At 58.5% G+C, this 21,606-nt stretch carries 19 protein-coding genes; 2 read left to right on the forward strand and 17 right to left on the reverse strand.

Annotated elements, in window-relative coordinates; translation table 11 throughout:
* Nucleotides 1-116 precede the first annotated feature (116 nt).
* The 4 genes from KGB06_RS08020 to argH all read right to left on the reverse strand — a co-directional run bounded on the left by KGB06_RS08020 (nucleotide 117) and on the right by argH (nucleotide 4,227).
* Complete coding sequence (locus tag KGB06_RS08020) at nucleotides 117-941, reverse strand: ABC transporter substrate-binding protein (protein WP_223513639.1); 825 nt, start codon at nucleotides 939-941, stop codon at nucleotides 117-119.
* A gap of 53 nt (nucleotides 942-994) precedes the next feature.
* Nucleotides 995-1,759 carry an amino acid ABC transporter ATP-binding protein gene (locus KGB06_RS08025; RefSeq protein WP_223513642.1) on the reverse strand — a complete coding sequence of 255 codons (765 nt, stop codon included), beginning with the start codon at nucleotides 1,757-1,759 and terminating at the stop codon, nucleotides 995-997.
* Nucleotides 1,760-1,769: 10 nt separating this feature from the next.
* Nucleotides 1,770-2,648 (reverse strand): amino acid ABC transporter permease, encoded by an 879-nt coding sequence (locus KGB06_RS08030; RefSeq protein ID WP_223513644.1) that lies wholly within the window; start codon nucleotides 2,646-2,648, stop codon nucleotides 1,770-1,772.
* 151 nt (nucleotides 2,649-2,799) lie between these two features.
* Nucleotides 2,800-4,227, reverse strand: a complete 1,428-nt coding sequence (argH, locus tag KGB06_RS08035) for an argininosuccinate lyase (RefSeq protein WP_223513646.1) — start codon at nucleotides 4,225-4,227, stop codon at nucleotides 2,800-2,802.
* A gap of 308 nt (nucleotides 4,228-4,535) precedes the next feature.
* On the opposite strand from argH, the gene KGB06_RS08040 reads away from it, so the two are divergent.
* Nucleotides 4,536-5,501: a LysR family transcriptional regulator gene (locus KGB06_RS08040; RefSeq protein ID WP_223513648.1), complete on the forward strand. Its 966-nt coding sequence runs from the start codon at nucleotides 4,536-4,538 to the stop codon at nucleotides 5,499-5,501.
* Between the two features lie 398 nt (nucleotides 5,502-5,899).
* Here KGB06_RS08040 and KGB06_RS08045 read toward each other — a convergent pair whose 3' ends face one another.
* From KGB06_RS08045 to arnB, 11 genes are all read right to left on the reverse strand, one after another.
* Nucleotides 5,900-6,628 (reverse strand): DUF4225 domain-containing protein, encoded by a 729-nt coding sequence (locus tag KGB06_RS08045; protein ID WP_223513651.1) that lies wholly within the window; start codon nucleotides 6,626-6,628, stop codon nucleotides 5,900-5,902.
* On the reverse strand, nucleotides 6,616-7,110 hold the full coding sequence (locus KGB06_RS08050; RefSeq protein ID WP_223513655.1) for an Hcp family type VI secretion system effector: 495 nt from the start codon (nucleotides 7,108-7,110) through the stop codon (nucleotides 6,616-6,618). The genes KGB06_RS08045 and KGB06_RS08050 overlap by 13 nt, the downstream gene beginning before the upstream one ends.
* Nucleotides 7,111-7,227: 117 nt before the next feature.
* Nucleotides 7,228-8,763, reverse strand: coding sequence for an ArnT family glycosyltransferase (locus KGB06_RS08055; protein ID WP_223513897.1), 1,536 nt, complete (start codon nucleotides 8,761-8,763; stop codon nucleotides 7,228-7,230).
* A gap of 53 nt (nucleotides 8,764-8,816) precedes the next feature.
* On the reverse strand, nucleotides 8,817-10,196 hold the full coding sequence (locus tag KGB06_RS08060) for a UDP-glucose dehydrogenase family protein (protein WP_411741837.1): 1,380 nt from the start codon (nucleotides 10,194-10,196) through the stop codon (nucleotides 8,817-8,819).
* Nucleotides 10,193-10,594 (reverse strand): 4-amino-4-deoxy-L-arabinose-phosphoundecaprenol flippase subunit ArnF, encoded by a 402-nt coding sequence (arnF, locus tag KGB06_RS08065; protein WP_223513658.1) that lies wholly within the window; start codon nucleotides 10,592-10,594, stop codon nucleotides 10,193-10,195. Before arnF ends, KGB06_RS08060 begins: the two co-directional genes overlap by 4 nt.
* The gene (arnE, locus tag KGB06_RS08070) at nucleotides 10,591-10,935 is read right to left on the reverse strand and encodes a 4-amino-4-deoxy-L-arabinose-phosphoundecaprenol flippase subunit ArnE (protein WP_223513661.1); all 345 of its coding nucleotides are present in this window, start codon (nucleotides 10,933-10,935) and stop codon (nucleotides 10,591-10,593) included. The genes arnF and arnE overlap by 4 nt, the downstream gene beginning before the upstream one ends.
* Complete coding sequence (gene arnT, locus KGB06_RS08075; protein WP_223513664.1) at nucleotides 10,932-12,578, reverse strand: lipid IV(A) 4-amino-4-deoxy-L-arabinosyltransferase; 1,647 nt, start codon at nucleotides 12,576-12,578, stop codon at nucleotides 10,932-10,934. Before arnT ends, arnE begins: the two co-directional genes overlap by 4 nt.
* Nucleotides 12,575-13,459, reverse strand: coding sequence for a 4-deoxy-4-formamido-L-arabinose-phosphoundecaprenol deformylase (gene arnD / locus KGB06_RS08080; RefSeq protein WP_223513667.1), 885 nt, complete (start codon nucleotides 13,457-13,459; stop codon nucleotides 12,575-12,577). The genes arnT and arnD overlap by 4 nt, the downstream gene beginning before the upstream one ends.
* Complete coding sequence (gene arnA, locus KGB06_RS08085; protein ID WP_223513670.1) at nucleotides 13,459-15,450, reverse strand: bifunctional UDP-4-amino-4-deoxy-L-arabinose formyltransferase/UDP-glucuronic acid oxidase ArnA; 1,992 nt, start codon at nucleotides 15,448-15,450, stop codon at nucleotides 13,459-13,461. Before arnA ends, arnD begins: the two co-directional genes overlap by 1 nt.
* Entirely contained in the window at nucleotides 15,447-16,466 is a 1,020-nt protein-coding gene (gene arnC, locus KGB06_RS08090; protein WP_223513671.1) for an undecaprenyl-phosphate 4-deoxy-4-formamido-L-arabinose transferase, read from the reverse strand. Before arnC ends, arnA begins: the two co-directional genes overlap by 4 nt.
* Nucleotides 16,463-17,611 (reverse strand): UDP-4-amino-4-deoxy-L-arabinose aminotransferase, encoded by a 1,149-nt coding sequence (arnB, locus tag KGB06_RS08095; protein ID WP_223513673.1) that lies wholly within the window; start codon nucleotides 17,609-17,611, stop codon nucleotides 16,463-16,465. Before arnB ends, arnC begins: the two co-directional genes overlap by 4 nt.
* A 385-nt stretch (nucleotides 17,612-17,996) precedes the next feature.
* Here arnB and xerC point away from each other — a divergent pair, with 385 nt between their 5' ends.
* The gene (gene xerC / locus KGB06_RS08100; protein WP_317849360.1) at nucleotides 17,997-18,935 is read left to right on the forward strand and encodes a tyrosine recombinase XerC; all 939 of its coding nucleotides are present in this window, start codon (nucleotides 17,997-17,999) and stop codon (nucleotides 18,933-18,935) included.
* 2 nt (nucleotides 18,936-18,937) lie between these two features.
* Here the strand turns inward: xerC and KGB06_RS08105 are convergent, their stop codons facing one another.
* The gene (locus KGB06_RS08105; protein WP_223513675.1) at nucleotides 18,938-20,008 is read right to left on the reverse strand and encodes an ABC transporter ATP-binding protein; all 1,071 of its coding nucleotides are present in this window, start codon (nucleotides 20,006-20,008) and stop codon (nucleotides 18,938-18,940) included.
* Nucleotides 20,005-21,603, reverse strand: a complete 1,599-nt coding sequence (locus KGB06_RS08110; protein WP_223513677.1) for an ABC transporter permease — start codon at nucleotides 21,601-21,603, stop codon at nucleotides 20,005-20,007. Before KGB06_RS08110 ends, KGB06_RS08105 begins: the two co-directional genes overlap by 4 nt.
* Nucleotides 21,604-21,606 lie beyond the last annotated feature (3 nt).

Here is a 21,606-nt window from a genome sequence, read left to right on the forward strand (position 1 = left end):
TAGCCGTCGTAAAACAGGCAACGCGGTCCTTCAGGCAAACCGCGTGCATTGGATTTGCGAGGACTTCGTCCTCGAACGCAGCCTCGCAGGCTCGGCAGCTGCTACAGATCAGCGTGTTATTTGCCGGCGTTGATGGTCACCGTCTTGATCGCGCCCAGTTCCAGGTCCCATTTCTTCAAAATGGTCTGGTAGCTGCCGTCATCAATCATGCTCTGCAACGCAACCTTCACCGATTCACTCAACTCAGGCTTTTTCTTGCTCACGCCCAACCCGGTGAACTGCACGGAAATCGGCAGGCCCAGGGTTTTGTACATGTCCTTTTCCTGAGTCTTGAGGTACGGCAGGGTCTCGCTGCCCTGCATCGCCGCGTCAATACGGCTCTGACGCAGTTGCGCGCGGGCATCGGCCGAACCTTCGGTGCCGATCACATTGATCGCAGGCTTGCCGGCTGCTTCGCAGTTGGTTTTGCTCCACTCGGCGATTTCCGCCGGGAACGTGGTGCGGCGGCTGGTGCCGACTTTCTTGCCGCACAGGTCGGTGATTTCGTTGAAGTCCTTGTTCTTCTGCAAGGTGTAGAACTGTGGACCGCTGGTGAAGTAGTCAACGAAGGTCACGCTGGCCTGACGCTCGGCGGTGTCGGTCATGCCGGACATCACCATGTCCACGCGGTCGGTAGTCAGCGCGTTGATCATTTGTTCGAAACCGGTTTCCTGCCATTTGATCTTCACGCCCAGACGCTCGGCCAGGGCATTGCCCAAGTCATAGTCGAGGCCGGTGAGGGTGTTGGTGGCAGGGTCTTTGAAATCCATTGGCGGGTAGTTCGGCATGATCGCTACCACGATCTCGCCCTTTTCCTTGATGCTGGCCGGCAATTCGGCCGCCACGGTGAAGCCTGAGGCCATAACGCTTGCGAGTACTGCTGGAATAACGAAGTTCTTCATGGTCGTTCTCTTATGAGTGTTGTTACGCAGCTCTTGGTTTCTGAGACTGGCGCTTAGGTTCGAACGGCAGAAATGAAGCTTTGGGTGCGCGGGTTTTGCGGACTTATTAGTATTTCTTCGGGGCTTCCAGCCTCCACGATCTGTCCTTCGTCCATGAACACCATGCGGTTGGAAACCTCGCGAGCGAAGCCCAGTTCATGGGTGACGACGATCATGGTCATGCCGGTTTGCGCCAGATCGCGCATGACCGACAGCACCTCACCGACCAGTTCCGGGTCGAGTGCCGAAGTGGGTTCATCGAACAGCATCAGTTTGGGGCGCATGGCCAGGGCACGGGCAATGGCCACGCGTTGTTGCTGCCCCCCCGAAAGCTCGATCGGGTAACTGTTGCGTTTGTCGGCCAAGCCGACGCGGGCGAGCAGTTCCACGGCTTCTTCGTGCGCCTCTTTGGGCGAACGCTTGAGCACCTGGCACGGCCCTTCGATGATGTTTTGCAGCACAGTCATGTGCGGGAACAGGTTGAAACGCTGGAACACCATGCCGGTGGCCAGGCGTTGACGGGCAATTTGCGACTCGTTGAGTTCATGCAGTTTGTTGCCGACGATCCGGTAACCCACCAGTTCGCCGTCGACCCACAGGCCGCCCTTGTCGATTTTTTCCAGTTGGTTGACGCAACGCAGCAAGGTACTTTTGCCGGAGCCGGACGGGCCGATGATGCACAGCACTTCGCCTTGCTCGACCTCGATGTTGATGTCCTTGAGCGCGTGGAAATGGTCGTAGTACTTGTTGAGGCTCACGGCCTTGACGATGCTTCTCATGTGGGGTTCCTCAAGAACGCTTGCCGGCGCCGCGAGCGAAACGACGCTCCAGACGGCTTTGACCAAAGGAGAGCACGGTGACCGTGGCCAGGTACCAGATACCGGCGACGATCAGCAGCTCCATCACGCGGGCGTTGGCGTAGTAGATGTTCTGGGCGTTGTAGAGCAGTTCCGAGTACTGGATAACGCTCGCCAGGGAGGTCATTTTCACCATGCCGATGAACTCGTTACCGACCGGCGGAATGATGATGCGCATGGCCTGCGGCAGAATGATTCGGCGCAGTGCTTGCAGGCGCGGCATACCGATCGACTTGGCGGCTTCGTATTGACCGGTGTCCACCGACAGCAGTCCGGCGCGCACCACTTCAGCGGTGTAGGCGCCCTGGTTGATGCTCAAGCCGAGCAGGGCGGCCGCGAACGGCGTCATCAGGCTCACGGTGTCCATTTCGAACAGGCCGGGGATGCCGATGGTGGGGAAAATCAACGCCAGGTTGAACCACAACAGCAGCTGCAGGATCAGCGGCGTGCCGCGAAACAGCCAGGTGTAAGTCACTGCCACGTAGCGCAGGATCGGGTTGGCCGACATGCGCATGACGGCGGTGATCACCCCGAAAATAATGCCCAGCGCCATCGCCAGCACGGCCATGACGATGGTGTTGAGCAAGCCCCACATGATCGCTTGGGACGTCAGGAACTGGCCGATGTACGACCATTCGATCTTGCCTTCGGCAAAGGCCCGCACCAGAGCGAGAATGGCGATGACGATGACGGTGGCAAAGAAAATCCGCCCGTAATAACGCCGTGGCACATGCTGGTACTGAGTGATGTCGAACTGGTTTTCTGCCAGTTTGCGCTCCGACTGGAGTCGTTCTGCCTGGGTCTGGCTCATGTTGTTTCTCCGTACGCTGGTGTATCAGGTCAAGCACAATCCCCGTAGGAGCCGAGCTTGCTCGCGATGGCTGTGTGTCAGACAACATCAGTGCTGAATGTCAGACCGCTATCGCGAGCAAGCTCGGCTCCTACAGGTTTTTCGTTGTCGATCAGAGCCGGAAACCTTGATAGTTCTCGGTCCATTCGTGCTGCGCGGCGAGGGCGGTTTTCAGGCGGCCGATCTGCTCGCGTACCTGTTGCGGCGCGGTGCCGCCCCAGCCACTGCGTGCGGCGATGGCGGCTTCCAGCGTCAGGCTGTCACGCACTTCAGGCGTCAGGCGCGGGTCGATCTCGGCCAGCAGCGCCGGCGAGGCTTCCCACAATTCGATGTCGTGTTTCTCGCAAGCCTGGACCAGCGCGCCGGTAATCTCATGCGCTTCCTTAAACGGTACGCCGCGCATCGCCAGCCAGTCAGCGACTTCGGTAGCGAGAGTGAAGCCGAGCGGTGCCTGTCGTCGCAATTCTTCGACGTTGACCTTCATGGTCGCGACCATCCCGGCCATGGCTGGCAATACCAGCAACAATGTGTCGACGCTGTCGAGCACGCCGTTTTTGTCTTCGCTCAAGTCGCGGTTGTATGACAGCGGCAACGATTTCAGCGTGGAGAGCAGGCCGGTCAGGTTACCGATCAAACGCCCTGCCTTGCCCCGGGCCAGTTCGGCGATGTCCGGGTTTTTCTTCTGCGGCATGATCGAACTGCCGGTGGCGTAGGCATCGTCCAAAGCGACCCAGCGGAATTGCCGCGATGACCACAGGCAGAATTCTTCGGCGAGGCGGGAAATGTTGATCCCGAGCATGCTCGCAATAAACAGGAACTCGGCAACGTGATCGCGGCTGGCGACGGCGTCGATGGAGTTTTCGCAGACGCCGCTGTAGCCCATTTCCCTGGCCGACTGCTGCGGCAGCCGAGCGATGGCGGAACCGGCCATGGCGGCGGCGCCGAGTGGCGACAGTGAGGTGCGCACGTCCCAATCCACCAGGCGTTGCACGTCACGCAGCATCGATTGGGCGTGGGCCAGCAAGTGGTGAGCGAAGACGATCGGCTGCGCTTGTTGCAGGTGAGTGAAACCAGGGCAGATGCTTTCAATGTGTTGCTCGGCCTGATCGACCAGTGCCTGTTGCAGGGCCAGCACTTCGACGGCCAGGGTGCGGACGTTATCACGCAGGAACAGGCGCAGGTCGTTGGCGGTCTGGTCGTTGCGCGAGCGGCCGGCGCGCAGCTTGCCACCCAAGGCACCGAGGCGTTCGGTCAGCAGGCGCTCGATGAAGGTGTGGACGTCTTCATCGTCTAGCGTCGGTGCAATGCGGCCGGCGCGGAAGTCATCACCGATGCGCTCCAGCGCTTCAAGCATGGTTAGGGTTTCTTGCTCGTCCAGCAGCCCGGCACGTTGCAGTTCACGGGCATGCGCCTTGGAACCGGCGAGGTCGTAAGGGGTGAGGCGAAAGTAGCGCTCAGGGCAACGGGACAGGGCCGCGAGGGCTTCGGAGGGGCCGCTTTTGAAGCGAGCACCCCAGAGACGGTCGGTGGTTTGAGACATTGTTGTTTTCCTCGTCGGTAAAGCGAACTGAAATCGGTATGCCGGGCCCGGAACACGCGTCGAAAATCATTCGGGCGAGGTTCGGCCTAATCAATAATTCAAGGGCAGGGGATAAGCGCAGTTGCGAAGTCACGAGAGCTGATCGAAGTGTCAGCTTTTAGTCGTTTGTCATCAGTGAGTTGGCACTGAAGTACGGAATTTATTGGCGGTTGCCAAGCCTGGTTTTCTGTGGTCATTATTATTTACCGGCACTATTTTTGTTGTTGGACACAGGTTGTTGAATACGGCGCCAGAGGTAAATAAGCATTATGGAAACCCCACTTTCCAATTCCGGAAACCCGCCGCCAAAACCGCTGCAACGGGCGCCGCTGGCCCTCAGTGGGCTGGACTTCAAACTGCTCAAAGTATTCAAGGCGGTGGTCGAGGCCGGGGGCTTTAGTGCGGCGCAAAATGAGCTGAACGTGGGGCTGGCCGCTATCAGCAAACAGATCTCCGACCTGGAAATCCGCATTGGCATGCGCCTGTGTACTCGGGGTCGAGAAGGCTTTCATCTGACCGAAGAAGGCAGTTTGGTGTATCAGGCGTCGATCGACTTGTTTGCCTCGGTCGATAACTTTAGAGACAGGCTTAGTTCAGCGCAAAATGAACTGGTTGGTGATCTTGGCGTGGGGGTTATTGATAACACTCTGACCGATCAAAGTTCTCCATTAGTTGCCGCGCTAAAACGGATTAATGAAGAGTCACCGAAGGTGCGTTTCCAACTTCAAGCCTCGCAACTGGATGAGGTGGAAAGAGGCGTGGTGGAAGGCCGTCTGGTGGCGGGCATCGTGCCGGTGTACCAACGGAGAGAAGAGTTCGATTACTTTGCCCTGTACGAGGAGCGTTCGGAAGCCTACTGCGCCGTCGGTCATCCCTTGTTTGAAGTGCCCGACGAACAGCTTGGCGGGGAGGTGCTCAAGCAATTCGAGTGGGTCAACCACCGCTACGCGATCCACCGCGATAAGCTCAAATTCGCCGCGTACGACAGCTTTTCCGCCTCGGCGACCCAGGTCGAAGCCGTAGCATTGCTGATCAAGACCGGGCGTTTTCTCGGTTTTCTGCCCCGTCATTACGCTGCGGCGATGGTCGCCCAAGGACAACTACGTGCGTTGTGCCCGGCATCGATCCACTTCGATACGCCGTTCCATTTGATCTTGCGCCATAACACTGTACGCAGTCCGTTGGTAAAAGCTTTTGCGCAGGCGTTGGGTGTGGATTTGAAGGCGCCGGTTTGAGAATCAGATACATTGAACTTCTATATCAGAATAATTTTAGATAGCGCATCGGAGTCCTGGAGTGTCGTGAGGAAATTGATTTTATTTATTGGCATAATACCGATGTGCTGAGTATCTTTTGTTGTTTTGGTTTTTCTTGCAGTGCCTCCTGAGGTTTTTGAATAAGACTTTATTTTTTTTCAAGTTTTCGAAGCTCTTTAGGTATGATTTTTATGCAGTAGCTTGATACGGAAATAAAACATATAATCACCACTGTTCTAGCCGCGAAGATATCCATCTCAAAAAAATAATTTATTAACAATGAGATCCATACTGTATGAAACCCGGCGCACCCAAGGGCAAACAAATACATTCGCGCATCTGAAAATATTTTTTTCATACAGGTCTCGCATAACATATTAATTGGAGTGCTTGTTGTTTCTCTGCTGATCCAGCATCCCGTTTATCGTTATGGTGTCGGCGGTTCTTTCCAGAATAATAACGGGAATGGGTGTAGTTTTATATGCTCGAACATAATCAGTGCGTACGTATCTAAATAAACGCCAAGAGTCGGGCTTTAGAACTAGTCTGGCCAATCCAAATGCAGACATTGCCAATTCACCAGTCCCGTACATCATGTTTCCTTCAGCGTCACCATGGCCAATTATTTTTGCAATCATCTGATAGCTTTTCCTGACAGGTCCCTGTACATCTGAACGTCCTTCCCATAGATTTTTACCGTTTTCATACATGTTGTTGGTTCCATGCAACATCATCGGTGTGCCAGCGAGCAGACATAACGTACCCGCCGACCCGTAGCAAATCCCGGCACCTGTTGCGAATTGAAGTGCTCCTGCAATTAATCCGACACCTTTCTGTGCAATCTCCGATGCCTGGCTAAGCAAACTATTCTGTTCGTTCTTTATCTCTTTCAATCCCTGATCAGCGCTCTGCCGTCCCTGCGCCACATCATTCACAATCCCCCTCGCGTAGTAAGACACCTCGCGATTGAATTGCAGGCGCAGCGTCCCGTCATTGATATAACGGGCGCCCAACGTGCAGGCTTGTTGGGTCAAGTTAGCTGCCGCTGTGCTGACGGCCCAGTAATCGCAACTACTTTCTTCGCAGCGCTCCCTCAACTGTCCCATTCACTGTTCCCCCACGACCCGTGCCCGCTGGTGCCCGCGAGATGGTGTCTCCAGGTAATTTCGCGGTAACGAATAGCCACGTGCTCTTGGGGCTCGACGTCGTTTTGTAAAACAACATGGGGCATATCGAGTGTCAGGTTGGCAATAATGCCGCCTTCGATTTCAATGCTGAAGAATTTCTCCTGAAGACCAAACGAAGAAATTCGATAGAAGTTTATTGCGCAGCTTATTTCTTCTCTGGTTGATAGCGCTTGAGCGAGTAGCGGAGAGGACTTGTCGACGTTCTTTGTGATGACGAGGGGGCTGTGTGTAGGCTTATTGATGTTGCCTATATTGGCCATGTTGTGGCTATAGGACAGCACCATGATTTCGTCTGTATGTCCTGTCTGACATTTATTGCCAATGGATGCTTGAGTGGAACAGCCCGCCGAGATCAGTCCTTGGGTATTGCCTGTGATGGTCATGTAGCCGTGATTGGCCATAGGGGTGCCGCTCCTTTTCGTCGGAGGGGCACCTTATTGAAAATGTCTCGGGGGGGGATGTAGGAGGTTTCCGAGTTTTCGGTGGGACGAGAGTGTTTTACGTAGGGCGTTGCCGCGTTACTGCACTAAGTGCAGCAACACGAAATCGTTCTTGTCGAAACGCCCGCTCAACACCGGCTGCAAGTTACCCAAGGGAGTACCCTGCAAGGCGTTGTAAGCGTTCAGGTCCATCATCAACCACGCAGGTCCGGAGAGACTTTGCAGTTCCGCAATTGAGTCGGTAAACAGCGGCTGCAAGTCATGCGGGATGTTGATCATGAACTTGATGGCCTTGGCGTCTTTGCCCATCCCGTGCAACACCAGCGGCGCCGGCGCTTCCTGAACCTGCTCATAGACGGCAAGGCTGAATGTGCGGGTGTCATAGAGCCGACGCTCAACCGGTTCGAACACGCTCATGTACACAGACCACACCGCCAGCACCGCGCAAAAAGCCAAGGTCTGTGCGCGCCAACGGGGCTTGAACAGCGTGGCAAGAGCGATGACTTGCAACGCACCGAGCAGGATCACGATCGAGCGGATCGACGTCAGTTGCTCGGGAAACCGGCTCTGAGCGACCACCAATCCAACGATCATGAGTATCGGGATCAGCAGCCATAACCCCTGCATCAACCCGCGTAACGCGGCAAACAACCGACCTTGCGCCACCTGGAACGGATACGCCGCGATGATTGCTGCCATCGGCAACATCGGCAGTAGATAGCGGGCCTTTTTCGCCTGTGGAATCGACAACCCGATCATCACAATCAACCCGGCCGCCACGCAGTACTGCAACAGGCGCCATGCCGGACCTGCCTGCCGCGGCTTTGTCAACGCGACCGCCGCCAACACCAGCAAGGCCAGCGGATAGGCGAGCGCATAGTTGCCCATCGAGCTGGTGAAGTAATACAGCACGTCACTGGCGCCTTCGCTACCGTCCATGCGGCCCATGAACTGCATGCGCACCACGTCCTGCATGAAGGCCGGGCCGCCATCGGTATCGGCCAGCCATAACAGTGCGCCGACACACAGCGCCAACAGCGCCGCTGCTGCCAGGCCGAAACCGAACACGTGGCGCCATTGGCGATTGAGCAAGAAGTAGCTGCACAGGATGCCCGTCGGCACCACCAGCCCAATCGGTCCGCGAACCCCGAAGCCAAGGATCAACAGTGCAAAGATCAGCCACCAACGGCGCCGTGCCGCGAAATGGTCGGCGGCGTAACCCAGGTAAAACACCGAAAACGCGACCGCCGCGAGTATCAGGTCCTGGGACACGGCGCGGGCTTCGGTGATGAACGTGTTCGTCATCAGCATCAAGGCGATGCTGAGCAGCGCCCAGCGTTGCGAGTAGGGCGCCACCAAGCGGTACATCAACGTGACAATCACCGCACCGGCCAGCGCGCTTGGCAACCAGGCACTGAGGGTGTTGACCTGCCCGAATGGCAGGGACAGCACCCAGATGAACAGCGTCGAGACCGCCGAATAATCGGCGTAGGGTTGGCCATAGGTGGTTGGAAACACCGATGGCCCGTTACGCAGCATTTCCTGGGCGAACATCACGAATCGCGAGTCGAATCCGATGGCCGCCTGCTGGTAAACCCCGGCACTGAACAGAATCAGTGCCAGTAACCCGACGCCCAGGGAGTGCTGTCGGGTCGATGATGATGGGATCAAGCGACGACCGAATCAGCGGGCCATTGCTGATGCGGAATCGGCAGGTTGCGCGACTCACCACGGCCCATCGGGAAGTACTTGAAACCGCTGCGTTCAAGGCGTTCGGCGTCGTACAGGTTACGCCCGTCGAAAATCACCGGCGCGTTCAGACGCTGCTGGATCAGGTCGAAATCCGGCGCTTTGAACTGCTGCCACTCGGTGCAGACGATCAAGGCGTCGGCGCCCGACAGGACGGATTCCGGTGTGCCCATCAGCATCAGTTTCGACTCGTCAGGGTACAGGCGCTGGGTTTCCTGCATGGCTTCCGGATCGTACGCTCGCACGTTGGCCCCGGCAGCCCACAGCGACTCCAGCAGGACCCTGCTCGGCGCATCGCGCATGTCATCGGTATTGGGTTTGAACGCCAGGCCCCAGACGGCAAAGGTCTTGCCGCGCAGGTCGCCACGGTAGAACGCTTTGATCCGCTCGAACAGCTTGTGTTTCTGGCGCTCGTTGATTGCTTCCACTGCTTGCAGCAGGTCGCTGGAGCAGTGCGCTTCCTGGGCGCTGTGAATCAGTGCGCGCATGTCTTTGGGGAAACACGAGCCGCCATAACCGCAGCCGGGGTAGATGAAGTGGTAACCGATACGGGAGTCGGCGCCGATGCCCAGGCGTACCGATTCGATGTCGGCGCCCAAGTGCTCGGCCAGCTCGGCGATCTGGTTTATGAAGCTGATCTTGGTGGCCAGCATGCAGTTGGCGGCGTATTTGGTCAGCTCGGCGCTGCGCAGGTCCATGAACATCACGCGGTCGTGGTTGCGGTTGAACGGCGCATAGAGGTCGCGCATCACTTCGCGGACTTCGTCACGTTCACAGCCAATGATGATCCGGTCCGGGCGGCGGCAGTCGGCGACAGCCGAGCCTTCTTTCAGAAACTCGGGGTTGGAGACGATATCGAACTGCAGCACGCGGCCGGCCTTCGTCAGGCATTTGTCGATATGGGCGCGCAACGCGTCACCCGTACCCACCGGCACCGTGGATTTCTCCACCAGAATGACCGGTTGTTCACGATGGCGTGCCACGGCATCGCCGACCGACATCACGTAGCTCAGGTCCGCCGAGCCGTCGTCTCGGGAGGGGGTGCCCACTGCAATAAACAGGACCTGGCCATGCTGCACGGCCATTTTTTCGTCGCTGGTGAATTGCAGTCGTTTGGCTTCCAGGCTTTCGCGCACCAGGCTGGCAAGCCCCGGCTCGAAAATGCTCACGTGGCCTTGTTGCAGCAATTCGACTTTCTTCTCGTCAATATCCATGCAGATCACATCGTGACCGACTTCAGCCAGGACAGCTGCCTGGACCAGGCCCACATAACCGCTACCAAATACACTGATTTTCATGACGCATCCCTGAGTTCGGTCGCACGAACTGAACGAGAGTTGATGATGATGACCCCGAGCATGACCAACGCCACCCCGAGGGTTTTTGAAAGACTGAACGTTTCGTTAAACAGTGGCAGGCTGGCGGCCAGCAGGTACACCAGCGCGTAGCTGATGCTCAACAGCGAATAGGCCCGCCCCAGCGGCAGGTCGCGAAGGGCGGCCAGCCAGCAAAGCATCGAAAGGGCGTAGGCGATAATGGCGCTGAGCACGACCACTATCGCGACCGGGTCGATGCTGGCTGTTAACCAGTGGTCCGGTGAGGGCAGGCGCGTCATGCTCCAGCGCATGCCCAACTGTGCGGCGCTGACCAGCAGCACACTGCCCATGGCGAAGGTAATTCCGCGACGCAGGCTCATGCGTGTTGCCCCAGCAGAACCACGCCACCGATCACCAGTGCCACACCCAACCAGTGTTGGCGGTCGATCGTTTCATGGAAGACAAAACGGGCGACCAGTGTGACCAGCACAAAATTCAGACTCAGCATCGGGTAGGCAATGCCGACTTCAAGTCGCTGCAAGACCAGCAGCCAGACCAGCAAACCCGTTCCCAGCGCGGCAAGCGCCAGCCACAGCCAGGGCGAGCGCAGTTTTTCGGACCATCCCGAAGCCTGGTCGCGCCAGCTCTCTACGGCGAATTTCTGAGCGATCTGACCCAGGCACGTCAACAGACACGCGACCAGAACCAGTAGCAGGCTCATGGCGCCACCTGAGGGAAAATCAGAATCACCAGATTGCCCTGTTCATAGCGTTTACCGTCCTTGGGCAACCGATCGAGTTCCTGCAACTCTTGCTCACCCTTGACCCGCATGACCACACCGACGGAGCCATTGCGGCGGGCGTTTTGCATCCACAGCTCAACCTGGCCGACGGTGACTAGCTGCTGAGCCGAATCAGGATAGGCAAGACCGTATTTCAATTCGCCTACCGAGCTGTAAAGGAACACATCCGGGTGCTTCATGCGCCAGGCCAGAGCCGAAGCGGCGCCGAGATCGTTGCTCAGCAGTTTGCCGGTTTGCGACAACTCATCCATGTGATGGAGGATGAATTGGTCGGGTGTCTTGTTGGCGACCACCGAATTGGGCAGGCCGGCGGGAATCAAACCGATCAGCAGCAGACTGCCGAACGCCGGGGCGGCCCAGCATTGCAACGGCCTGAAGGCTTGCAGCAGGTTGGCCATGATCCAGCCGATCAAGCCAATGAACACCAGCACCAGGTTGTGCAGTTCATGGTCGTACAGCGGTTTTTTCAGTTGCAGGTAGACCAGGGCAATCAGGACAACCAGGCCCAGCACCAGGTTGAGCAAACCGTTGATCCCCAGTACCCGGCCCTGTTCCAGCTTCAGTCGATCAGCCAGTGCATGACCCAAGAGCAAGGCCAATGGCAGCAGGCACGGCAGGATGTAACTCGGTAATTTGCCTTTGCTGATGCTGAAAAATACCAGTGGCATCACCATCCACAGCAGCAGGAAGCCGATACTGGCCTGGCGTCGGGTTTGCCAGGCTTGTTTCAGTGCCGACGGCAACAACGCCACCCACGGCATACTGAAAGCGACTAGCAGCGGCAGGTAGTACCACCACGGCTCTTCATGCTGAGCGTCGTCACCGGCAAAGCGGCGAATGTGCTCGTGCCAGAAGAAGAACCGCCAGTAATCGGGCTCTTGCGAGTGAACCGCCAACACCCACGGCAGGCTCACCGCGATGGCCACGACAATTGCCACGGGGCCGTAGATCAGCAGTTCTTTCCAGCGTTTTTGCCAGATCATGTAGGGCAGGGCGACCAGTACCGGCAGCAACCAGGCGAGAAAACCCTTGGTCATGAAGCCCATGCCGCAGGCCAGTCCCAGTACTGCCCAGCCGAAAAGGCGCTGACGACCGACGCTGTCCAGGGCAAACCACAAACCGACCACGCTCAGGTTGACCCAAAAGGTGAACTGCGGATCAAGGTTGGCATAACCGGCCTGTGCGGCGATGACGCTGAAACTCATGTAGAGCAGCGCGCAGGCAAAACTCTTGCGCGGGTCGTTCCACAACCGGCGGGCGATCAGGAAGCACAGCAATACACTCAGGCCCAGGCTCAGGGCCGAGGCAAACCGCACCCCAAACAAGTTCTGACCGAACACGGCCTGGCTTGCAGCGATCATCCAGTAACCTGCCGCCGGTTTTTCAAAGTAGCGCACGCTCATGAAGTGCGGCGACACCCAGTTGCCGCTCAGGAGCATGTGCTGACTGATCTGCGCGTAGCGGGTTTCGTCCGGAATCCACAAACCATGGGTGCCCAGCGGCAGCAGATAGGCGAGGACGAACAAGACCAGCAGGAGGGGTAGTGCCCAGCGTTTGCTCATGCTCCTTGCACTCCCAACCAGCCTTCGCGGCCTTCAAGCGCGCCGCGTACGACACGTCCTGAGGGCAAGGTGTTGGGGGCGTCGGGCAGCAGATCGCCCAAGGGCTGGAAATGAATGTCACGCTGGCGTGCATCGGCCAGCAGCTGACGGAAATCGTTGGCCATCAGAATCCCTTCTACTTCAGCATGAATGGTGTAGACGTTGAGTTTTTCGGGGGAAAAGCGCTCAAGAATGAACGCGTTGAAGTCCTCGGCTGCGACAGTTGGACCGACCACCTCATCGAAGGTCGGCAGATCCACCGGTATTTGTGGTGCACCTAAACCACCGCCTGCCAGAGTCGGTTGAAACAGGCTGCGCCCACGGCAATCGCTGTTGTAGCGAAAGCCGAACGCTTCTTTGGCTTCGATCACACGTTCGTCCGCGCGCCAACCGGCAGCGGCCGAACAGTCGACCTTTTGCCCGAGGATGTCGCTGAGCGTGTCGACGCCCTGGCGGATCTGCTCGATCAGCTGTGCGTCGCTCCAGCGTCCGGCGTTGGCCTGCCAGCCATGGTGATCCCAGGCGTGCAGACCGACCTCATGCCCCGCGGCCTGAGCCTGGCGCATCAAATGCCCCAGGTCCCGGCCAATCGGTTTGCCTGGCCAGGCGGTGCCGGCCAGCAAAATGTCCCAGCCGTACAGCCCGGCAGCGTTGGAACGGAGCATTTTCCAGAGAAACTGCGGGCGGATCAGGCGCCACAAGTGGCGCCCCATGTTGTCCGGCCCGACGCTGAAGAAGAACGTCGCCTTGACCTGCGCCTCGTCGAGGATTTCCAGCAGCCGAGGCACCCCCTCACGGGTGCCTCGGTAGGTGTCGACATCGATTCGAAGGCCTGCCTGCATCAACGCTTATCCGCGATTTCGAGCATGGCCTCGCGCAAGAAGAAATCCAGCGTGTTGCCAATGGTCTCGCTCATCTCCACGGTTGGCGTCCAGTCCAGCAGACGCTTGGCGTTGGCGATGCTTGGTTTGCGGTGGGACACGTCCTGGTAGCCGGTGCCGTAGAACGCTTTGCTTTCTACGTCGCGGAAACCGGCGAACGGTGGGAAGTTGTCGCGCAGCGGGTGAGCTTCGAACTGACGCAGCAGTTCTTCGCCCAACTGACGAATGCTCGCTTCGTTCTCCGGGTTGCCGATGTTGATAATCTGACCGTTGCAGGCGTCATTTTCGTTGTCGATGATTCGCGCCAGGGCTTCTACGCCGTCAGCAATGTCGGTAAAGCAGCGCTTTTGCTCGCCGCCATCGAACAGGCGAATCGGTGTGCCTTCCACCAGGTTCAGGATCAACTGGGTGATAGCCCGGGAGCTGCCGATACGCGCCGAGTCCAGACGGTCCAGGCGTGGGCCCATCCAGTTGAAAGGGCGGAACAGGGTGAAGTTCAGGCCTTTCTGGCCGTAGGCCCAGATGACCCGGTCGAGCAATTGCTTGGAGATCGAGTAGATCCAGCGTTGCTTGTTGATCGGGCCGACGACGAGGTTGGAGGTGTCTTCGTCGAAGTTCTGGTCCTGGCACATGCCATAGACTTCCGAGGTCGACGGGAAGATCACGCGCTTGTTGTATTTGACGCAGTAGCGAACCAGTTTCAGGTTTTCTTCGAAATCCAGCTCGAACACGCGCAGCGGGTTGCGCGTGTATTCAATCGGCGTGGCAATTGCCACCAGCGGCAGGACTACGTCGCACTTCTTGATGTGATATTCGATCCACTCGGAGTGAATGCTGATATCGCCTTCGACGAAATGGAAGTTCGGATGGCTGCGCAGGCGGTCGATGGCGTCCGAACCGATGTCCAGGCCGTAAACCTCATACTGGTCGTCGCGCAGCAGGCGCTCGGACAAGTGATTGCCGATGAAGCCGTTGACGCCGAGGATCAGTACACGGGTGCGGCGTGGCTTACGCCCGGATTCGGCGCCGCGCAGGACGGAACCGTCGACCAGGCCCAACTCGTTGGCCAGTTGCGGGCCGCTCAGGTACAGACCGTTGTCGTTACGCTGACCGGCGGTGATCACCAGCGAGTCTTCGCCGCAAGCGATGCGCAGTGGGTCGACGCTGATCACTCGGCCTGGTGCCAAGCCTTCATTGCCCTTGGCAACTTCGGCGCTCCAGACAATCAGCTTGTGCTCGCCCACATCGCAGAACGCGCCCGGATACGGCTGGGTCACGGCGCGGACCAGGTTGAACAGTTCTTCCGCTGACTTCTTCCAGAGCAGTTTGCCGTCGGCCGCAGTGCGGCGACCAAACACCGTGGCTTTGGATTCGTCCTGAGCCGTTTCGGTGACTTTGCCTTGCAGCAAGGCGGGCAGGGTGTCGCGCAACAGGTCGGAGGCGGCCACGCGCAGTTTGCCATGCAGGGTCAGCGCGGTGTCGCTGCGCTCGATGGCAACCGCTTGCTGGGCGATGATCGCACCGGCGTCGGCACGCTTGACCATACGGTGCAGGGTCACGCCGCTTTCAGTTTCACCGTTCACCAGCACCCAATTGGCTGGCGCGCGGCCACGGTAGCGTGGCAGCAACGAGCCGTGCAGGTTGAACGCGCCGTTGCGGGCGGTGGCCAGCAGCGGTTCACTCAACAGGTGGCGGTAGTAGAACGAGAACAGGTAATCGGGGTTGAGTTTGGCGATGCGCTCGATCCACAGCGGATGGTTGGCATCTTCAGGAGCATGCACCGGGATGCCTTTTTGGGCACACAACTGCGCAACGGAACCGTAAAAGGTGTTTTCTTTCGGATCATCGGCATGCGTAAACACGGCGGCAATTTCAAAGCCGGACGCGAGCAGGGATTCGATACCGGCACAACCAATATCGTGGTAGGCGAAGACAACAGCTTTTACGCTCATGAGAGAACCTGATCGGAAGAAGTGGAAGTAAGGCCGTCAACGGTGACAACGGGAGCGGGCGCGGCGGGTTGGCTACGCAAAACTTTTTCGACAAAGAAGCGGGGACGGGCGCGGACGTCGCTGTACATGCGCCCCAGGTACTCGCCCAACAGACCCATGCCGATGAATTGCCCTCCGGTGAAGACGAACAGCACGGCGAACAGCACGAACGAACCGTCGCCGGCCCACTCAGCGCCGAACGCCAGGCGCAAGATAATCAACGCGAACGCGAACAGCACGCCCAGACCGGCCATGGCGAAACCGACGATGCTCAGCAGCCGCAAAGGCGTGGTGGTCATGCAGGTGATCAGGTCGAACATCAGGTTGACCAGGCGCATGGGGCTGTACTTGGATTCACCGTGTTCACGCTCGGCATGCAATACCGGGATTTCGGTGGTGTGCCGGGCAAAACTGTTGGCCAGGATCGGGATGAAGGTGCTGCGTTCGCGGCAGGCCAGCATCGCGTCGACGATGGTGCGGCGGTAAGCGCGCAACATGCAGCCGTAATCGCTCATGGCAACGCCCGTCGAGCGCTGAACGGCCAGGTTGATCAGCTTCGACGGCCAGCGACGCAGCGCGGAGTCCTGACGGTTGTTGCGCACCGTGGCGACCACGTCATAACCGAGTTCTGCCTGGGCAACCAGTCGCGGAATTTCTTCGGGCGGGTTTTGCAGGTCGGCATCGAGGGTGATGACGACATCACCTTTGCAGTGTTCGAAACCGGCCATGATTGCCGCGTGTTGGCCATAGTTGCGGTTGAGTATTACCGCGACCACCGGGCTGCCCTCGCGACTGGCGGCCTCTTCGAGGATTTGCGCCGAATTGTCTCGGCTGCCGTCGTCCACCAGGACGATTTCGTATTCATGGTGCAACTGCTGGCACGACGCTTCGGTACGCCGAAGCAACTCGGGCAGGCTGTCTTGTTCGTTGTAGACCGGGATAACAACCGATACGCAACGGATTGGGTAAGGTTTCACTGAGATCTGTCCATAACATTTTCAATGGCATCGACCACACGATTGACATCATCGGTGGTCATGTCCGGGAACAAGGGAATCGAACACAGCCGTGCCGAATTCCATTCGGTGTTGGGCAGGTAAATGTTCGGGAAACGCTGACGATAATACGTGTGCAGGTGCGTGGCTATAAAGTGGATGCCGGTGCCGATGTTCTGTTCTTGCAAGCCCCTCATGAAGGCTTCACGGTCCAAGCCGCAGCGCTCGGCGTCGATGCGCAGGATGAACAGGTGCCAGGCGTGTTGTTGCGGATAGGTTGGCACCGCCAGCGGTTGCACGGCAGAGCCTTCCAGGCGTTGCAGGTACGTTCGCGCCAGCTCGGTGCGTTTGGCGTTGATGTCGTCCAGACGCTCCAGTTGCACCAGGGCGATGGCGGCATTGACGTCGGCCAGGTTGTATTTGAAACCCGGTTCCATCACTTGCGCCTGAGGCTTGCGGCCGTGGGTCATGCGGTCGTAGGCGTCGACGCCGAGGCCGTGAAACTTGAGCATGCGCACCCGGCCGGCCAGCGCTTCATCGTCGCTGACGAACATCGCGCCTTCGGCGCAGGTCATGTTTTTGATGGCGTGGAACGAGAAGATCGCCGTGCCTTTGTTGCCGACGTGACGACCTTTGTAGAAGGTGCCGGCGGCGTGGGCAGCGTCTTCGATCACAGGAATGCCGTGTTTGTCGGCGAGCGCATAGAGCGGGTCGAGGTCGAAGGCGGCGCCGGCGTAGTGCACTGGAATGATGGCTTTGGTACGCGGGGTGATGGCCGCCTCGATGCTTGCGAGATCGCTCATCAGTGTGTCGCGGTCAACGTCGACGAACACCGGGGTGGCGCCCAGCAGGCAGATCATGTTGGCCGTGGACACCCACGTCTGCGAAGGGGTAATGACTTCGTCGCCCGGGCCAATGCCCAATGCCAGCAACGTAATATGCATACCACCGGTGGCCGAAGAAAGTGCAACGGCGTGCCGACACCCGACATAGTTGGCGAACTGCTCTTCCAGTTGCTGGTTTTTTGGCCCGGTGGTGATCCAGCCGGAGCGCAATACTTGCTCTACCGCTGCAATTTCTTCATCGCCGATACTGGGACGGGAGAAGGGGAGAAACGCCTGACTCATGGGCACCTCGGGCTGGAATTGAACGTACATTGTTACCGGATGTATTGGATCCAAGGCAAGCGTAGTCGATAAAAAATAAGCTGCTTCAATCGGTTACACAAAAAGTGTGACAAATCGCATCAATTGACTTTTTCTGTTCCGGTCGGCACGTTGGAGGCTTGTGAGGGACCGTCGCGGCTCATTGAGGGTAAGCTCTATTTCGTGAAAGGAACATGAAAAACCGGTCGGCAAATCGTTTATCCGAGGGTTATACAGGCGCTGTTCAGACTCTTGCCGCTCATCGCGACTTTATAAGAAAAGTCCTTCAGAAGTCTTCGCTTTACATGAGGGATGTTTTCAATCCTTAGTTGTATTACTGCAATGTTTTTACTCAAGGCCGTCTCGTTTGATTGACTTACCTGTTACCCATCCCGTTGCTTCAACGACCAATCCGTTGACTTTGTACCTGGCCCGGCTCGCACCTTCCAGTCAGCTGACCATGCGTTATGTTTTGCAGGATGCCGCGGACCGTTTGGGCTTCGACGACATGAATGTCGAGGAAATCCCTTGGCATCAACTTCAGCCAGAAAATGTCATTGCGCTGGTCGCTGCGTTACGCGAAGACGGCTACGCGCCCAACACCTCTTCGCTGTACGTGAATGCGGTACGCGGGGTGATGAATGAGGCGTGGCGCATGAGCTTGATCAGTCAGGATCATCTGCTGAAAATGCGCTCGGTCAAAGGGATTGCCGGCACCCGTTTGTCCCAGGGGCGTAACTTGCGGCGCACGCTAATTCAGGAGTTGATGGCGGTGTGTGCCGCCGATCCACGACCACAAGGATTACGCGACGCGGCGATCATCGGGATTTTGTACGGTTCGGGGATGCGCAAGTCCGAGTCGGTGAACCTGGACCTGTCACAGGTCGATTTTGCCGAGCGCAGTCTGCGGGTCACGGCCAAGGGCAACAAGCAATTGATCAAGTACGCGCCGGCCTGGGCCTTGGCCAAACTGGAGGCCTGGCTGGCGTTTCGTCGATCACAGCTCAAGGAAGGCGAGGTGGACGACCCGTTTCTGTTCAACCGCATCCGTCGTGGCAGCCATATCACCCGCGATCGAGTGACCAAACATGCGATCTATTACATTGCGCGCCAGCGCGGTGCCGAAGTCGGGGTGAAGATCATGCCGCACGATTTTCGCCGTTCGTTCATCACCCGCGTCATCGAAGAGCACGATTTGTCGATCGCGCAGAAACTGGCGCATCACAGCAATATTCAGACAACCGCCAATTACGATGTGCGCGATGACAATGAGCGGCGCCGCGCAGTGGACCGCTTTGACCTTTAACGTTATGACCCGCTGAACACGTGAGCATGGCCGATGGTTGAGACGTGGACCGCGCTGCCGGCAGGGGGCGCATACATGCCCGAACTGCGTACCGTTAATGACCGGCCGGACTGTTCGCCGCGAGTGGGTGCCTGTAATTCCACGGTCAATGTGCAGGTGTTGCCGCTGAAGTCGCGTTCAGTCACTACAGCGCGGCACCCGGACATTTCGGTGGGGCTCGGCTGGATGCTGACGAGTTGTAATTGCTCGGGGCGCAGCATGATCTGCGCCGAATGGTTGTTGCGGTGGTTGTTCACCGGTATCCGGCCGAGGTCGCAATGCGCCCAGCCAGCTTCGATTTTGGCGGGCATGACCACGGCATCCCCGAGAAACAGCGCGGTTTGTTCGTCGTCGGGGTAGCGGTACAGATCCAGTGGATGGCCTGACTGCACGAGCCGACCGCCGCGCATCACTGCCAGTTGATCGGCAAACGACAGGGCTTCGCTCTGATCATGGGTGACCAGGATGGTGGTGACACCCGCATCGGACAGCAGTCGGGCGACCATTTTGCGCATGGCGCCTCGAAGGCCGGTATCAAGGGCGGAAAACGGCTCGTCCAGCAGCATCAAGCGCGGCTGTTGCGCCAACGCCCGCGCCAGCGCCACCCGCTGTTGCTGGCCGCCGGAGAGTTCATGGGGCCAACGGTGGGCCATGCTTGCATCCAGGGCCACGCTGTCCATCAGCTCAGCGACACGATGGTTTTTTTCGCCGCCCTTGACCGAAAGTCCGAAACCGATATTGGCAGCCACGGTCATGTGCGGGAACAGGGCGCCGTCCTGGGGAACGTAGCCAATCAGGCGCTGATGCGCCGGCACCTCGTGAGTGGCGTCGACGAGCGTCTGGCCATTGAGTGAAAGACGGCCGGAGTCCGGGAATTCGAAGCCGGCGATCATCCGTAATAACGTCGTTTTACCCGAGCCGGATGGGCCGACAATCACCGTCCGGCTACCAGCGGGCACCGACAGGTTGATGCTCTCCAGCGCCTTTTGGTCGCCGTAAGACTTGGATATGGCATGCAGTTCGAGAGCGTTCATCGGCCAGCCGTTCGTTTGGATTGGTGATAAAGAAGTCCGGTTAACGGAAGCGACAGCAGGATCATCAACAGGGCATAGGGGGCGGCAGCGGCATAGTCGATTTCGCTGGTCATGGCCCAGAAACCGGTGGCCAGGGTGCGCGTACCATTGGGCGCGAGCAACAGTGTGGCGGTGAGCTCGTTGGTGATCGCCAGAAACACCAGCGCAGCCCCGGCGGCAGCCCCCGGCGCGGCCAGGCGCAGAGTAATCAGCCACAAGGCCCGCCCCGGCGAGCGGCCGAGACTGCGTGCGATATTTTCCAGTTCCACCGGTGCCTGGGCAATTCCCGCCCGTAAACTCACCAGGGCACGGGGCAAGAACATCAGCAGATACGCCAGCAGCACGGTGATCGTGGTCTGGTAAATCGGTCGGGCAAAATGGATGGTGAACGTTACCAGGGCCAGGGCGACGACAATCCCAGGCAACGAACTGGTGATGTAGTTGCAGCTTTCCAGTACCCGCTGTAACCGGCCGGGAGAGCGAATCGATAGCCAGGCAATCGGGATCGCGGCGCAGGTGGTCAGGACTGCACCTGCCGCGCCGAGCTGCAGTGTCTGTTGCAGCGCCGGCATCAGTTCGTCCAGTTGCCAGACCTGTGTGCCGCCCGCGATCAGCCACTTGCCCAAGGTGATCAACGGCACACCCAGCGCCAATGCGCAGGTGAAGGCTTGCAGCAGCAGGCCGAGCATTTTTGCCTGCCAGTCCAGGCGCACAACCCGTTGCGTGCGAGCGCTTCCCGACCCGACCCTGGCGTAACGCGCCGTGCCGCGAGCGGCGGACTCGGTGGTCAGCATCGCCAGGCAACACAGGGCCAACACACTGGCCAGCATATTGGCGGCAGGGCCGTTGAAGGTGGATTTGAACTGGTCGAAGATCGCCGTGGTAAAGGTGTCGAAACGGATCATCGCGTACAGGCCATATTCAGCCAGCAAATGCAGGCCCACCAACAACGCTCCGCCGCAAATGGCCAGGCGCAGTTGCGGCAGTACCACACGGAAAAAAACCGCCCACGGCTTGAGCCCCATTGATTCGCCAACGTCTTCAATAGCCGGGTCAAGCCGGCGCAGAGTGGCCGCAATCGGAAGGTACAGGAACGGGAAATAGGCAATGACCGAGACCAGGACGCCAGCAGGCAACCCGTGAATCGATGGCACCAGGCTCACCCACGCATAGCTGTGAACAAAGGCCGGCACGGCCAGTGGCGCCGTCGCCAACAGTGACCACCAGCGTCGGCCTGGAAGGTTGGTGCGCTCTGTCAGCCAGGCCAGCGCCAGGCCGAGCATGACGCACAACGGAATGGTGATCAGCACCAGCAACACGGTGTTGATCAGTAATTCAGCGACACGAGGTCGAAAGACCAGCGGCACAATGGCCGCCCAGCCTGTCTGGATCGACACGCCGATCACGAAGGCAATCGGCAACAGCGACAGGAGCGAGACCAGTACGGACAGACCGATCACCCACACGCCGCCGCGACCTGCGAAAACACCCCGGGAGCGTCGTCGCAAGTTTGCGGGTATCGCCGTGGCGACACCCCCTGGCAAGGTTTCAGGCATCAA

Source organism: Pseudomonas sp. GL-B-19, assembly GCF_019956415.1.
Lineage (GTDB): Bacteria > Pseudomonadota > Gammaproteobacteria > Pseudomonadales > Pseudomonadaceae > Aquipseudomonas.